The organism is Pedobacter sp. SAFR-022 (assembly GCF_051965375.1).
Classification (GTDB): domain Bacteria; phylum Bacteroidota; class Bacteroidia; order Sphingobacteriales; family Sphingobacteriaceae; genus Pedobacter.
In genome coordinates this window covers 122,954-135,783 of the sequence record NZ_JBQCME010000002.1, presented here as the reverse complement: position 1 = coordinate 135,783, position 12,830 = coordinate 122,954, and the positions used below count along the sequence as shown (strand labels likewise).

The 12,830-nt window shown below is 43.6% G+C and carries 13 protein-coding genes; 3 read left to right on the top strand and 10 right to left on the bottom strand.

Features of this window, described 5'->3' with window-relative positions; translation table 11 throughout:
* The first annotated feature begins 136 nt into the window (after positions 1-136).
* Positions 137-1,384 carry a dicarboxylate/amino acid:cation symporter gene (locus ACTHQF_RS06405; protein WP_440429139.1) on the top strand — a complete coding sequence of 416 codons (1,248 nt, stop codon included), beginning with the start codon at positions 137-139 and terminating at the stop codon, positions 1,382-1,384.
* A 241-nt stretch (positions 1,385-1,625) separates the two neighbouring features.
* Here the strand turns inward: ACTHQF_RS06405 and ACTHQF_RS06400 are convergent, their stop codons facing one another.
* From ACTHQF_RS06400 to ACTHQF_RS06390, 3 genes are all read right to left on the bottom strand, one after another.
* Positions 1,626-1,829: a cold-shock protein gene (locus tag ACTHQF_RS06400; RefSeq protein ID WP_440429137.1), complete on the bottom strand. Its 204-nt coding sequence runs from the start codon at positions 1,827-1,829 to the stop codon at positions 1,626-1,628.
* A gap of 116 nt (positions 1,830-1,945) precedes the next feature.
* Positions 1,946-2,329, bottom strand: a complete 384-nt coding sequence (locus ACTHQF_RS06395; protein ID WP_440429135.1) for a DUF3037 domain-containing protein — start codon at positions 2,327-2,329, stop codon at positions 1,946-1,948.
* The gene (locus ACTHQF_RS06390) at positions 2,307-3,104 is read right to left on the bottom strand and encodes a HipA family kinase (RefSeq protein ID WP_440429133.1); all 798 of its coding nucleotides are present in this window, start codon (positions 3,102-3,104) and stop codon (positions 2,307-2,309) included. The genes ACTHQF_RS06395 and ACTHQF_RS06390 overlap by 23 nt, the downstream gene beginning before the upstream one ends.
* 286 nt (positions 3,105-3,390) lie before the next feature.
* Here ACTHQF_RS06390 and ACTHQF_RS06385 point away from each other — a divergent pair, with 286 nt between their 5' ends.
* Positions 3,391-4,596, top strand: a complete 1,206-nt coding sequence (locus ACTHQF_RS06385) for an inositol-3-phosphate synthase (protein ID WP_440429131.1) — start codon at positions 3,391-3,393, stop codon at positions 4,594-4,596.
* A gap of 90 nt (positions 4,597-4,686) precedes the next feature.
* On the opposite strand, the gene ACTHQF_RS06380 is transcribed toward ACTHQF_RS06385, so the two are convergent.
* Positions 4,687-5,730: an NAD(P)-dependent alcohol dehydrogenase gene (locus tag ACTHQF_RS06380; RefSeq protein ID WP_440429129.1), complete on the bottom strand. Its 1,044-nt coding sequence runs from the start codon at positions 5,728-5,730 to the stop codon at positions 4,687-4,689.
* A gap of 120 nt (positions 5,731-5,850) precedes the next feature.
* Between ACTHQF_RS06380 and ACTHQF_RS06375 the strand changes: the two genes are divergently transcribed.
* Entirely contained in the window at positions 5,851-7,698 is a 1,848-nt protein-coding gene (locus ACTHQF_RS06375) for a glycoside hydrolase family 2 protein (RefSeq protein WP_440429127.1), read from the top strand.
* Between the two features lie 13 nt (positions 7,699-7,711).
* On the opposite strand, the gene ACTHQF_RS06370 is transcribed toward ACTHQF_RS06375, so the two are convergent.
* The 6 genes from ACTHQF_RS06370 to ACTHQF_RS06345 all read right to left on the bottom strand — a co-directional run bounded on the left by ACTHQF_RS06370 (position 7,712) and on the right by ACTHQF_RS06345 (position 12,749).
* Positions 7,712-7,963 carry a hypothetical protein gene (locus tag ACTHQF_RS06370; RefSeq protein WP_440429125.1) on the bottom strand — a complete coding sequence of 84 codons (252 nt, stop codon included), beginning with the start codon at positions 7,961-7,963 and terminating at the stop codon, positions 7,712-7,714.
* A gap of 28 nt (positions 7,964-7,991) precedes the next feature.
* Positions 7,992-8,525, bottom strand: a complete 534-nt coding sequence (locus ACTHQF_RS06365) for a DUF4142 domain-containing protein (RefSeq protein ID WP_440429123.1) — start codon at positions 8,523-8,525, stop codon at positions 7,992-7,994.
* A gap of 151 nt (positions 8,526-8,676) precedes the next feature.
* Positions 8,677-10,563: a PAS domain S-box protein gene (locus ACTHQF_RS06360; protein ID WP_440429121.1), complete on the bottom strand. Its 1,887-nt coding sequence runs from the start codon at positions 10,561-10,563 to the stop codon at positions 8,677-8,679.
* Between the two features lie 94 nt (positions 10,564-10,657).
* Entirely contained in the window at positions 10,658-11,020 is a 363-nt protein-coding gene (locus ACTHQF_RS06355; RefSeq protein WP_440429119.1) for a helix-turn-helix domain-containing protein, read from the bottom strand.
* Between the two features lie 367 nt (positions 11,021-11,387).
* Positions 11,388-11,585 carry a hypothetical protein gene (locus ACTHQF_RS06350; RefSeq protein ID WP_440429117.1) on the bottom strand — a complete coding sequence of 66 codons (198 nt, stop codon included), beginning with the start codon at positions 11,583-11,585 and terminating at the stop codon, positions 11,388-11,390.
* A 66-nt stretch (positions 11,586-11,651) separates the two neighbouring features.
* Positions 11,652-12,749, bottom strand: a complete 1,098-nt coding sequence (locus ACTHQF_RS06345) for an AI-2E family transporter (RefSeq protein WP_440429115.1) — start codon at positions 12,747-12,749, stop codon at positions 11,652-11,654.
* Positions 12,750-12,830: the final 81 nt, after the last annotated feature.

Sequence of the window (12,830 nt, the reverse complement as noted above, 5' to 3'; positions counted from 1 at the left end):
TGTCGGCAATAATATTAAAATGACTAATCAAAAGTGTATAAAATCTAAACAGTCGCAAATGCTGTTATTAAGCGTAAAATTCTACATACATTAACTTGAAAAAGGGCAAAACAGTTTTCACATCTTATATTAGGCTATGAACCAATTTTATCAGAACTACAAAGGCATCATTTGGCTGCTCAGCGGCATCATAGCTGGAAGCGTCGCAGGGTTAATCTTCGGAAAGCAAGTGGAGATTCTTAAACCTGTCGGTGATATATTCCTGAACCTGCTGTTCACTGCTGTAATACCACTGGTGTTTTTCGCGATCGCTTCTGCCATTGCAAGTTTGAGTACTTCGAACAGGCTGAACCGGATGATGGGCGTTATGGCTGCAGTTTTTTTGTCGACAATCATCATTTCCGCACTTGTTACCATTGTAGCCGTAAAAATCTTCCCCTTGCACGAGAACGTGCAGCCCATACAGCTTACAGAGTCGATTGAAGAGAAACCCTTCGGAGATCAAATTACGACCATGTTTACCACCAACGAATTTTATGAGCTGCTATCACGGAAAAGTATGCTTGCCATGATCATCTTTTCGGTGCTCATCGGTTTTGCATGTTTGCAGGCCGGTGAAGCAGCAGCATCATTTAAGCGTTTGCTCCTGAGCGGCAATGAGGTATTTAAGCAGGTGTTCATTATCATCATGAAGATTGCCCCGGTTGGATTAGGTGCCTATTTCGCCTATCAGGTGGGCGTATTTGGGCCCCAACTCTTCGGCACCTATGCCCGCTCACTGGGCGTATACTATGGCGTTGGTGCCTTTTATTTTGTTGTGTTCTTTAGCCTTTACGCGCTTGTTGCAGGCGGCGCAACTGGTCTACGGGTATTCTGGAAGAACAACATCGTACCTTCCGCTACTGCTGTGGGTACCTGCAGCAGCATCGCTACCATACCTGCAAACCTCGAAGGTTGCAAGAACATGGGTGTGCCCGACTATATCGCTAATGTTACCATTCCCTTAGGGGCTACCTTACACAAGGACGGATCGAGCATCTCCTCGATCATAAAGATGGCGGTCGTGTTTGCAATGTTTGGGAAAAGCTTCAGCAGCGCTGACATCATTATCCTGGCACTTGGCATGACCATACTGGTCAGCATCGTTGAAGGTGGTATACCAAACGGGGGCTACGTAGGTGAACTTCTTTTCATCTCTGCCTATGGCTTTCCACCTGAGGCCTTGCCAGCGGCTATGATCATCGGAACACTCGTGGACCCCATGGCGACCTTACTTAATGCAACTGGAGACAATGTCTGTGCGATGTTGGTTGCCCGGTTTACTGAAGGGAGAAACTGGATGAAAGCCAAAATGGAGACAGCTGCGGGTCAAACGCACACCTAACACACACCTAACGCACACCAAACCCACACCGAGCACACATGAACTGTGCGTTTGGTGTGCGTTAAAGGTGGGATTGCTCTGGCATTTATGTGCAAGCTTGCCGAAGCTAAAATACCCCGAAAGTTTACGCATAATAAAAGCCGCCCTTGTATGGAGCAGCTGCATACCTACGAAAATGTCAGTCAAAAAAAAACAGTCCATATCTACGATATGAACTGTTTCTCAAATTTCTAATAAAGCCTTACAACTTCACAACATTCTTAGCCTCCGGACCTTTCTTGCCTTCTGCGACTTCAAATTCAACCTGATCACCTTCGGTCAGGCCTCTTGAACCGCCAGCAATAGAGGTAGAGTGTACAAATATATCTTTGCCTGAATTCGCGTCAACAATGAATCCAAACCCCTTGCTTTCGTTAAAAAATTTAATTGTTCCTTGATTTTTCATAGTATTCTAATAGTTGTTGATTTAATTTGATTAAAGCTACATAGCCCAATCCTTTATTCAAAATAATTTATGAATTAACTTTAGGTGTATACTATTTGTTTTAAGAAAATTACAATTTAAAGCACTAAAGTTTGTTTCAGTCGTTCAAGTGCTTCGTCAGGCTCATCACAAAAACCAGGGTGAACCTTTGAACATTGTACGACAGTACTCCTGGTCGCGGTAAGCCACCTGAATCTGGATGCTGCATCAAGTTGTCCGATTGGCCCGGCATTTTTACCACCTGCGCAGATGCGGGCAAAGGCATCTAAGTTTAACCCGAGCTGCTCCAGATCGAGTTCTTTACACAGCGTTCCAATTTTCACCGCATCAATTACATAGCTGCATTTCAAAAACTTACGCTTTGAACAATATAAAATCACGCCTGCATTTATGAATTCTTCACGTTCTACCCTGGGTACAACACGAATAACTGCATACTCAAATAAGTTTTTGTCTTGCATCGTTTGCGGCATTTGTAAATACATCTGAACTGCTTATTCTTCGGAGCAGAAACTCCCGGTATACATTCCGCTGCTGCTCGGCCAAGTCCGGAGCACCATCCGTTTGTAACCACGCATCTGGAATAAGTGAAACGATCTGGTTGATCAGCCTCGGGTTTAACCGCTCGCGAAAATCTTTGTTAACTGCATCAAGTTCAGTAGCACGAGGTAACAGCACATGATCTTTCACCAGGAAAAAGGGTTTTATCGCCTGCTCTTCCCAGTTTTGCATGGAATGATGAAAATATAAGGATGCGCCATGATCAATCAACCAAAGCTCTTTATGCCACATCAGCATATTGGTATTTCTGGCAGTACGGTCCATATTGGTGAGCAAACAGTCGAGCCAGACGATTTCTGAAGCCAGGCGCTCATCTACTACGGTTACGAGCGGGTCGAATGTTATGGCACCAGAAAGATAATGCAGCGCCAGATTTAAGCCAACACTGGCCTTCAGAAGATCCTGAATCTCCTCATCGGGTTCCGTTCTGCCGAATGCTTCATCGAGGTTTGCGAATACAAGCTCTGGAACACGAAAGCCGAGAGCACGGGCAAGTTCACCACCAATCAGTTCGGCAATCAAAGCTTTGATCCCCTGCCCCGCACCGCGAAACTTTAAGACATATAAAAACTCATCATCGGCTTCAGCGAGTGCTGGCATTGAGCCGCCTTCCCGAAGTGGCGTAACATACCGGATCACGTTTACGGTCCTTAGTTGATGTTCTTCATCAATCATATTTCAATTTTCTTAGCCTGCATTTATTATTATGTTTTTCAAAGCTAAATTTAAAATTGCATTTAAAAAGATCGGGCAGCTAAATTGGTTGTGGAATTGTCAAACTTTATCCGGGGCGAACTTTTGGAGTATAATTTTTATTCCTATATAATGAAATTGACGAGAAGAATCAATATTTTTGCGGGATATAATAATATTTTTACCATTAAAAAGTAAAGACAGAAAAGGCATATTCAGGTGCAAAAGCCGGTAATTGCCAAGTCAACTAGTTAATCATAAATCAATAATGCAAAACCAGGAAAATAAAATTAAAGTTGCAATCTTAGGTGTTGGTAATTGCGCCAGCTCGCTTGTACAAGGTGTAGAATACTACTCAAAATTCACAGATAAAACTTCTGGCTTAATGGCCGATAATATTGGCGGCTATACAGCAGCTAACATCGAGTTTGTATGTGGTTTTGATGTTGATGAAAGAAAAATTGGTTTGCCAATCAAGGAAGCAATCTTCGCACAGCCGAATTGCACATTGGTGTTAAATGATGATATCCGTTGTGAAGCTTTAGTTTACCGCTCGCCGGTTCTTGATGGGGTGTCACCAATGATGGCTGCCTATCCTGAGGCAAATAGGTTTGTGATTAAAGAGGAACTAAAAAATACTGATCTCCTTACTATTGGTGTGGATTACAACAAAGACCTGGTTGCAAAACTTCGTCAGGAGATCGTAGATAAACTCATTGAAACCGAAACCGAGGTATTAATCAACTACCTTCCAGTTGGTTCACAACAGGGAACTGAATTTTTTGCAGAGATCTGTATTGAGTTGGGCATTTCACTTGTGAATTGTATCCCGGTATTTATTGCTTCTGACCCAGTTTGGGAACAGAAATTTATTGATGCAGGTATTCCAATTATTGGCGATGATATGCGTAGCCAGTTTGGTGCAAGCATCGTTTCGCAAATGCTTCAGGAGCTTGCATTTGAACGTGGGCACCACGTGAAAGCGCACATCCAAAGAAATGTTGGTGGAAATACAGACTTCCTTAACATGGAAGATAAAAACCGCTTGAAGTCTAAAAAGATCTCTAAAGAAAACGTAATTCGTGCACAAAACGATATAAGAGGAATTTCTACGCAGGACAGCTTCCTTCATGCAGGTCCATCGGAATACATTGCCTACTATGGTGACAATAAAGTAGCAAACTTCCGTTTAGAACTTGAAGGCTTTATGGGCGCTCCAGTGATTTTTGATGCACAGCTATCTGTACAGGATTCTCCGAACTCCGCAGGTGTTGTAATCGACGCGATACGCTACGTTTATGTAGCTAGAGAACTAGGCCTGGTTGGTGCATTAAGAGGACCTTCTGCTTCTACGCAGAAAACTCCACCGGAGCAGATGATGTTCAGTGATGCCATCAACGAGTGTCATGCGCTTGCAAACAGACAGCTAACGGAATCTACCACCAAACAGTTTAGAAAAAAAGAACTGGTTTAAGCCATTCTTCATCGATAAAAAGAAAGCCGCGAATGATCATTCGCGGCTTTCTTTTTATCAGGTGTATTCTAGGCCCAATAAGCGAGCGTGTTACTTCAATGATTTCATGTCGATTACAAAGCGATAATGAACATCTCCGGCAAGGGTGCGCTCATAAGCTTCATTGATCTGGTCAATATTAATCATCTCGATATCTGAGGTAATATTATGTTCGGCACAGTAATCAAGCATCTCCTGTGTTTCTTTAATACCACCTACCAGCGAACCAACGAGGCTTCTGCGGCCGCCGATCAATTGAAAAGCACTAACATCTGATGGGGTCGGTGGCACGCCTAACAGCACCATAACACCGTTGGTGTTCAATAATGCCAGATATTCATTGTAGTCGTGTTCTGCCGAAACGGTATCTATAATAAAGTCGAAAGAATTCGCCAGTCGCCGCATATTATCCTTGTCGGTTGTGATCTCAAAATGATGCGCTCCGAGCTCCTGGGCATCTTTTTCTTTGCTTTTCGAGCGACTAAGCACAGTGACTTCAGCGCCCATAGAAGAGGCTATTTTTACAGCCATGTGCCCCAGACCACCTAAACCCACTACGGCAAGTTTATCCCCGGCTTTAACATTCCAGTGCCGCAAAGGCGAGTAAGTCGTAATACCTGCACACAATAAAGGAGCTACTTTTTCGAGTGGCAGCTTATCTGACACATTCAACACGAACTTTTGTGTAACCACGATGTGTGTTGAATAGCCACCGTAAGTGATGGTTTTTTTGTCTTGAAGCAAAGAGTTGTAGGTTTGGGAATGGCCGTTTTCGCAATATTGCTCCTGGTCTTGTTCACAGTTTCTGCAATGTCCACAAGAATCAACAAAACAGCCTACGCCAACGGTATCACCAACTTTAAATTTAGTTACCCCATCGCCAACCCGGCTAACTTTTCCTACAATTTCATGGCCCGGCACCACCGGATACATCGTACCTCCCCACTCATCCCTGGCCGTGTGAATGTCGGAGTGACATACTCCGCAATACAGAATTTCAATTTCTACATCATCACTGCCTGGTTCCCGACGGTCTAACTGGTAAGGAGCCAGGGGCTCTTTGGGGCTATTTGCCGCGTATGCTTTAACGTTCATATTTGTTTTTTTAATGGTAACAATCCGGAGTATCGGAATGATTTACTTTTTATTCAAAAACCAAAGTTAAATGCATTCGGTTGTATATAAAATATTACCAGAAACTTTAATGAATAGCTTATGACTGAGAGACCTAAACATCCTAATTATAGCCTTACAAAGAGCAGGGAGGCTATATATTTTGATGATGACACCTATTTAAATCCCATCCCGCGGGCGGTAATCCGCCCAAATTCATCAATTTTGCTGGACGGCGAATGGAAGTTCGCCTTAGATAAAGACAACCGTGGTTTAAGTGAGAATTGGTTTGTCGCCCATAATTACACTCAGACCGCCAACTGGCCAGGCAGCGTTGAAGCCCATATCTCCAAAGTGGATCCTGGCAGTGACAAATATTGGCACGATCAAGTGATCGTATGGTACGAAAGAACTTTCCCCCTGCCAAAACCTGTAGACACCGGGGTCAGTGGCTGTAATCAATTGCAACTAACTTTTGGGGCCTGTGGCTATGAAACCAGGGTCTGGCTCAATGGCATACAACTAAAAACTATTGAAGGTGAGTTTGTACATATCGGAGAATATACATCCTTCTCCTATGAGTTGGACGAAACGATCCTAAAAGAAGAGAATAGACTTACCATCCGGATCATGGCTACTATGGATGCTGATACTACCCGTGGCAAACAGGAGTCGGCAGTTTATAAACGTGGTGGCATTTGGTACCAGACCTACTCCGGCGGGGTACGCAGCATTTGGCTGGAAACTGTAGAAAAGAACCGCCTTCGATCCCGCGTCGGTGTCGTAAGTTATGTAGAAGATAATCTGGTACGCTTCAATCTGACCACAAGAATACATGATCCGGGGGTGTACAAGATCAGACTTTATGTTTATAACAGGTTACAACAAGATAGAACACCGATTGCCACAGATGAGTTTACATTGACCCTTGAAGCTGGACAGAAAAACCAGCGGTTGGTGCTTGAAGTTCCGGATGCAAAAGTCTGGTCGCCGGAACAGCCGCATCTATATCGTCTTATCGCACAGCTGGTAGATGAAAATGGTTATGTATCGGAGATTGAAGCACACTTCGGACTACGTAAGATCGAATCCCGGGGAAGCGGCATTTACCTGAATAATAAAAAGATATACTTAAACGGCATACTTTACCAGCCGGGGCTCGCTAGCTATGAGCAAATTAAAAAACACATGCATGCCATGAAAAGGCTGGGTTGTAACCTGGTGCGCATACATATCGCCGGGGTTGACCCCAGGATCTATAATCTTGCAGACAAGTTAGGGATACTGCTCTGGGTAGAGGTGCCGAGCCCGCACCGATCTAATGCAACCAGTCGTTCTAACCACAAAGCTGAGCTGTTGCGGATGTTGTCCTTGATCGGTACGCACCCTTCAGTGATTATCTGGAGCTTGTATAACGAAGATTGGGGTGCCCAGGACATCGCTACCAGTGTCGAAACACGATCGTACATCATGGACATGTATCATTATATGCAAATTGCGCATCCTCAGTTTTTGGTTGTAGATAATGATGGCTGGCAGCATATTTCCTTTGAGGGCCGACTGAAGAGTGACATCCTGACTGCACATTTATACACCCCAGACCTCGAACGCTGGAAGGAAGTTTTAGATGGCTTGGTTAAGGGCGAGCAGACGGGAATAGCAGCATTTCCACTTGTGGTGGGTGATCCGTTTTTCTTTCGCAGGCAGGTCCCCTTAATTGTAAGCGAATGGGGTGGCTTCGGTTTTGCGGACTATGGAGGTCCGGCAGACAATGAAGAACGTGCAGAGACGATCCGTGCCTTCAAGAAAGAACTTCGGAAACGACCAATCGCAGGAGATATTTACACTCAGGCAACGAATATCGAAGATGAAAAAAACGGATTGATTGATTTTGAAACTGGCGAATTGAAAGTACCAGATGGCCTTTTGGGCGACGTCCATCCAGAATAATAAAAAAGGCGACCTAGGTCGCCTTTCCTTTATGTTCCCAATGATCCTTAATAACTTTGCCATCAGGATCAATTTTTAACCTTCTGGCATAACGTTCGCCCTTGATGTTACCAAGTTCGTCACGCTTACCAATAAATAACAATATCGGTCTCCCTTCATCATCTGTCTTAAATGCCAGATCATAACGCTTAAACGTCGTTTCGATAAGGGTTGATGGCTCATATTGCTTAGCCAGAATCTTTAGAACAGGTTCCTTTAAGTCCATAAGTTAACTGGTGACCATTAAACAATTGCTACTGCGCAGCAGTTTGCAGCGCTTGCGCCTCTTTAAGATGTTGCTGTAAGGCAGGCGTCTTTATTCCTGCGAACTGTCTTAGATCTGCGCCTGGTACACCCGTGTTGCTGGCCGCCTGCGTAAAGAGCTGTACAGCTTTCTCATGGGAAGCTACCATCATTCTAGTAAATTCCTTGTCAAAAGTAGCACCAGTATACAGTCCAAGTGCATTGATGTTATCCTGGTCTTGCTGCTCCAGGTTTGTAGGGATGCTAAGCTCCATAGATTTTGCAAGGTCAGTAAGATCTACACCCATAGCGGTATGTTCAGAGATCATTTTTCCTGCAAACTGTTTGATTTTCGAATTTTGCGACTTTGATTGTGCCAACGTTGCAGCAGCTACCTCAAACTTATTATTCGCTAATGCCTGCGTTACAAACGCCTGGTTTTCCATTTGGTAATTTGCGTCATCGTTGTCAGACGTACAAGATTGGAGGGCAAAGGCAAGAAGCAGAAATGCGAAAAATAGTTTTAGATGGTTGAGTTTTTTCATTTTGGTTGGTTTAAATAAGTTGTTTGTAAATGAATAAACAACAAAAGAGCGAAATTATTTTACAAAATTTGTTTTATTCCTGTTGCTCAAGCCATAATGTGTAATGCATCACAGCCGCTAAAGGCAACATTAGAAAGCTTAAAATGCAAGATTAATGTGGTTGGGGAACACTGAAGTGAAACGTACTCCCTTCGCCGACAGTACTTTCTACCCAAAGTTCTCCTCCATGTTTGGCAACGAAATCATAACAAATACTCAGGCCTAGCCCGGTGCCTTTTTCGCCCGAAGTACCATAAGTTGTGTAGTTAACATTCTTGTTAAACAATTGTTCGAGCTTATCAGCCGCTATGCCTAAACCCTGATCTTTAACAGAAAATTGGATCAGCCCATCTACTTTGAAGGCGCTTAAGATGATTTCGTCCCCTTTAACGCTAAATTTTATGGCATTCGACACCAGATTGCGGACGATTGTCTCCAGCATGCCCACATCTGCGGTAATACCGAGGCCTTGCTCAATGTTCAGGAACAAGCCGACACCCTTGTTGATCGCCATGGGTAAGATTTTTTCTACGCAATTCCGCACCATGCTACCGAGGTCATCTGTATATACTGGATTGAAGTTAAAAGCATTGAATTGAGCTTTTGCCCAAGTCAACAAATCTTCAAGCAAGGCATTGGCGTTACTTAGCTCCTGTTTCATTTTAGACAAATAGGTATGTACCTCCGTCGCAGAACTGGATTCATAATCCATCAAAGTAAGATCCAGGAGCTGCAAACTTCCGGATATAGGATTCCGTAGATCATGTCCTATGATGGACAGTAATTTGCTCTTCTGTTCATTTGATTCCTGCAATTCTGCATTCAGCGCCTTCAATGCATTTTCTTGAAATTTTCGGGTCGTGACATCCCGCATGCTGCCTTCTATGATCGTCTGGCCGCCTTGGTCTTGAATCATCCGGGCATTCACAGACGCATATTTCAGCTGATCATCACGTGTTTTCAGCCGTACCTCAAAGTCGATCACCGCACCTTCCAGCTTCAGCAGTTCAACAATCCGGTTACGGTCATCCTCATAATAGTAGAAATCTGAAACTGGCCTGCCAATAACTTCTTCGCGGCCATAACCTGAATAAAGCTTTATAGATGGCGAAATCTCCGTAACATAGCCATCCATATTCGTCTGATAGAAAACATCCTGCACATTTTCGAATATTGTCCGGTACTTGGCTTCACTGAGAATAAGGTTATCTTCAATTTCTTTTCTGTTGGTGATGTTCTCCATGTGTGAGACATAATACAATGGCCCACCTTTACGGTCTTTCAGCATCGTAGAGGCCAGCATTACCCAAACAACAGAGCCATCCTTATGAATGTACCGCTTTTCTAATTTGATGTTGCCCTGGGAACCATCGCCAAGACCACTTAGCAAACTAATGCTTTTATCCAGATCTTCCGGATGAGTAAGCTCCTGTATAGTCATCTGCTGCAACTCATGTTCTGTATACCCAAGGATTTGACAAAGGCTTTCATTTGCACGCAGCCATTTGCCTGAGGTGCTTACCAGCGCCATACCAATCAGCGAATGTTCGAATGCCTGCCTGAAGCGCTCATCATTTTGATAAAGATGATCTTCCAAATGGGTGTTTTTCGCAAGGTCGAAGTTAAAAACACGATCCTGCCGGGGCTCGTTTTCTAAAGATAATACCAAGCCGCTAACCTGCTCGTCGACTTCCATTACGGCCTTTCCCTGGCATACATAGGTAAATTCTGCAGCTTTGGTTCTAAACTTAATATCGGGTATTTTCTCCTCCCGGTTATGTAAGAGTATATCAAAAATGCTTGTACAGTCAACGTTACCCAAAATTGGAACGTCGTAAAAGGACTTACCTGGAAAGAAGTCCAGGGGCTGACGCATTAACTCAGCATATCGGGTTGTCACACCCAGATATATTAAATTTCGGTTCAATAAAATAGCTACACCAGGCATATAAGGTAAAGCCAGTGCAATGGCGTCCAGGTTGGTTGTCATAGGGATCATAAGCCAAGAAGCTTATAAAGACAAATATAAGAAGCTCTTATCGCAATACTAATGATAATGAGATAAATAGCTGCGGCGACAACATCGGCAAATGTTAGGTCAAAGAGACTTTATTAGCTAACAATTCGTTGTACCGCTCTAACAGGTCGATGTATTTATCTTTCCAGTAATGCTTGTTCGCCGGATCATCTTGAACCTCTTCTTTCGTTGGTACCACTATCGTGCGGTTTTTCTCCTTGCTAAAGTCCTCCGCTGTAAAAAGGTGTGGTAATTCGACTGAAAAATCGTGATCTATGGCACAGCCAATGCGGTAGATAATTTCCGGTTTGAGATGTGGTTGGTTAAACCAATTATAAACCGAGCGCCTGTTCACATTGGTGAGCCGCGCGACGTCACTGATCGAGTGACCGTTTCTCCTTACTACCCGCTCTAAAATTTGTCCGTGATGAATCAGCATTTTTTTTTTAGTTAGTTGGCTTGTTTATGATCAATTAGTAGCGTTTACATTCACCCACTTTGTACAAAACTGTGTAATGAATTTCACACTTGTGGAAATTTGTACTCAGCCATTTCCCAGTTCAGGACAACAATTCACTCAAAAAATGTGACTTAAACTGCTTTGGAAGCTGCATGTACGCAATCCTACCAGATATAGGTCAAATTTGATACCCATGGCAGGTACGCTGGTCGGAATTACCTAGACTACCACAGGTACAAGCAGCTGTTCAGGAGGCATATCGCCGATTATCTTCCACATGTTGGGTAAAACACTCAGCAAAGAACATAAAAAAAAGCGCATATTAAATGCGCTTTCATTCCGGTAATCAAACCTCATCGTCGGGCTTGATCTCGGCCCCTTCTTCATCAATCCTCATCCGGTCATTGCCGGTATTATGTTCAGGATCCGACTTATGACCGCCGGATGATGTAGATTCATTACCAACCTCTTGAGATTGATTATTTGCAGGGTTGTTTTGTTCTTGGTTCTCGTTCGGATTGTTTTGTTCTTCCTGATTTGCCATAGTATTGAGTTTTTGGTACCATTCTATAACAGTCAAAGCAAAATTTAGTTGCAAAAATTGAAGATCTTATTGCCCTTTACCAAACCAGCTTTTGATTTTGTTCAGAAAACCCTTGTCTTCCTTTTTGTCCTCACTGCCGATCAGGTAGGCAAAAGGCTTTAAGGGCTCGATATGCTCGAAAACAATTTTTGTAATCCCCAACAAAGGTATAGCAAGGATCATCCCCGGAATGCCCCAGATCATCTCACCCGCAACCAGACCTACAATGGTGAATAAAGGATTGATACTGACCTCAGCGCCCACAATCAGCGGCTCTAACAGGTACGTTTGTATGAACTGAACGAAGCCGTAAACCAGCAAAATACCGATCACCATATTCATGTCCCCACCCTGCACCAGCGACATTGCAATGGTGAGAGCAGTTCCGGTAAGGTTCCCAACAAAAGGTACAATCTCCAGCAAACCACAAAGAATCGCAAAAAAGATGGCGCTCTTTACGCCAAGCAGGCTAAAACCAATACCGTACATCACCCAGAGACATACAATCATCAAAAACAATCCGGAGAGATACTTCACGGTAACCTGCTGCGTATCGTTCAATATTGTCATGGCATTACCCCGATCAGTCAGCGGAACGAGTCGAATAATAAACCCTTTTAGCCTGGTACGCAGGTACATAAACAAATAAATATAAACAAAAACGAGTAGTGTGTCAGTGAGAAAGCCAGTTATTCCCGACATTAAACTTGTGGCCATTCCGCTTACTTTTCCACTGGAGGACTTTTGTTGCTCTTTGATCAACTGATCCTGTTTTTGAGGAGAGACACCTAGCTTTTCGCTAACAAAATCTTTTAGCTGTTCATATTTCTCCGTGGCGGTCTGCTGCAGCTTGGAGGTATTACTGGCAATATCTGACATCTGCCATCCGACAAAGAAGAACACTATTGCGACAAATACCAACAAGAGTGTGATCGCTGCAAGCGTGGAAAGTGCTTTGTTTACCCCTTTCCCTTCAAGCCAACGTGCAACTGGCAGTAACAACATCGATAACAACGCGGCAAAAGTTAGTGGCACCAGAAAGGGCTTACCGAAAATGAGTGCAACAACGATCAACAGGATCAGTGCGACGATTGCGAGGGCTTTGAAAAGTCTTGGGTTCTGCATACATGAAGATTAAATGATTGGACGTTAAAGACCGGCAACGGCTTTAATTAAAAGACAAATTGCGAATTTTTGTTTTACGAG

Bases quoted from the DNA above. Each gene is read 5' to 3' on its own strand.
- ACTHQF_RS06405 (WP_440429139.1), top strand. From the start codon at position 137: ATGAACCAATTTTATCAGAACTACAAAGGCATCATTTGGCTGCTCAGC.
- ACTHQF_RS06400 (WP_440429137.1), bottom strand. From the start codon at position 1,829: ATGAAAAATCAAGGAACAATTAAATTTTTTAACGAAAGCAAGGGGTTT.
- ACTHQF_RS06395 (WP_440429135.1), bottom strand. From the start codon at position 2,329: ATGCAAGACAAAAACTTATTTGAGTATGCAGTTATTCGTGTTGTACCC.
- ACTHQF_RS06390 (WP_440429133.1), bottom strand. From the start codon at position 3,104: ATGATTGATGAAGAACATCAACTAAGGACCGTAAACGTGATCCGGTAT.
- ACTHQF_RS06385 (WP_440429131.1), top strand. From the start codon at position 3,391: ATGCAAAACCAGGAAAATAAAATTAAAGTTGCAATCTTAGGTGTTGGT.
- ACTHQF_RS06380 (WP_440429129.1), bottom strand. From the start codon at position 5,730: ATGAACGTTAAAGCATACGCGGCAAATAGCCCCAAAGAGCCCCTGGCT.
- ACTHQF_RS06375 (WP_440429127.1), top strand. From the start codon at position 5,851: ATGACTGAGAGACCTAAACATCCTAATTATAGCCTTACAAAGAGCAGG.
- ACTHQF_RS06370 (WP_440429125.1), bottom strand. From the start codon at position 7,963: ATGGACTTAAAGGAACCTGTTCTAAAGATTCTGGCTAAGCAATATGAG.
- ACTHQF_RS06365 (WP_440429123.1), bottom strand. From the start codon at position 8,525: ATGAAAAAACTCAACCATCTAAAACTATTTTTCGCATTTCTGCTTCTT.
- ACTHQF_RS06360 (WP_440429121.1), bottom strand. From the start codon at position 10,563: ATGATCCCTATGACAACCAACCTGGACGCCATTGCACTGGCTTTACCT.
- ACTHQF_RS06355 (WP_440429119.1), bottom strand. From the start codon at position 11,020: ATGCTGATTCATCACGGACAAATTTTAGAGCGGGTAGTAAGGAGAAAC.
- ACTHQF_RS06350 (WP_440429117.1), bottom strand. From the start codon at position 11,585: ATGGCAAATCAGGAAGAACAAAACAATCCGAACGAGAACCAAGAACAA.
- ACTHQF_RS06345 (WP_440429115.1), bottom strand. From the start codon at position 12,749: ATGCAGAACCCAAGACTTTTCAAAGCCCTCGCAATCGTCGCACTGATC.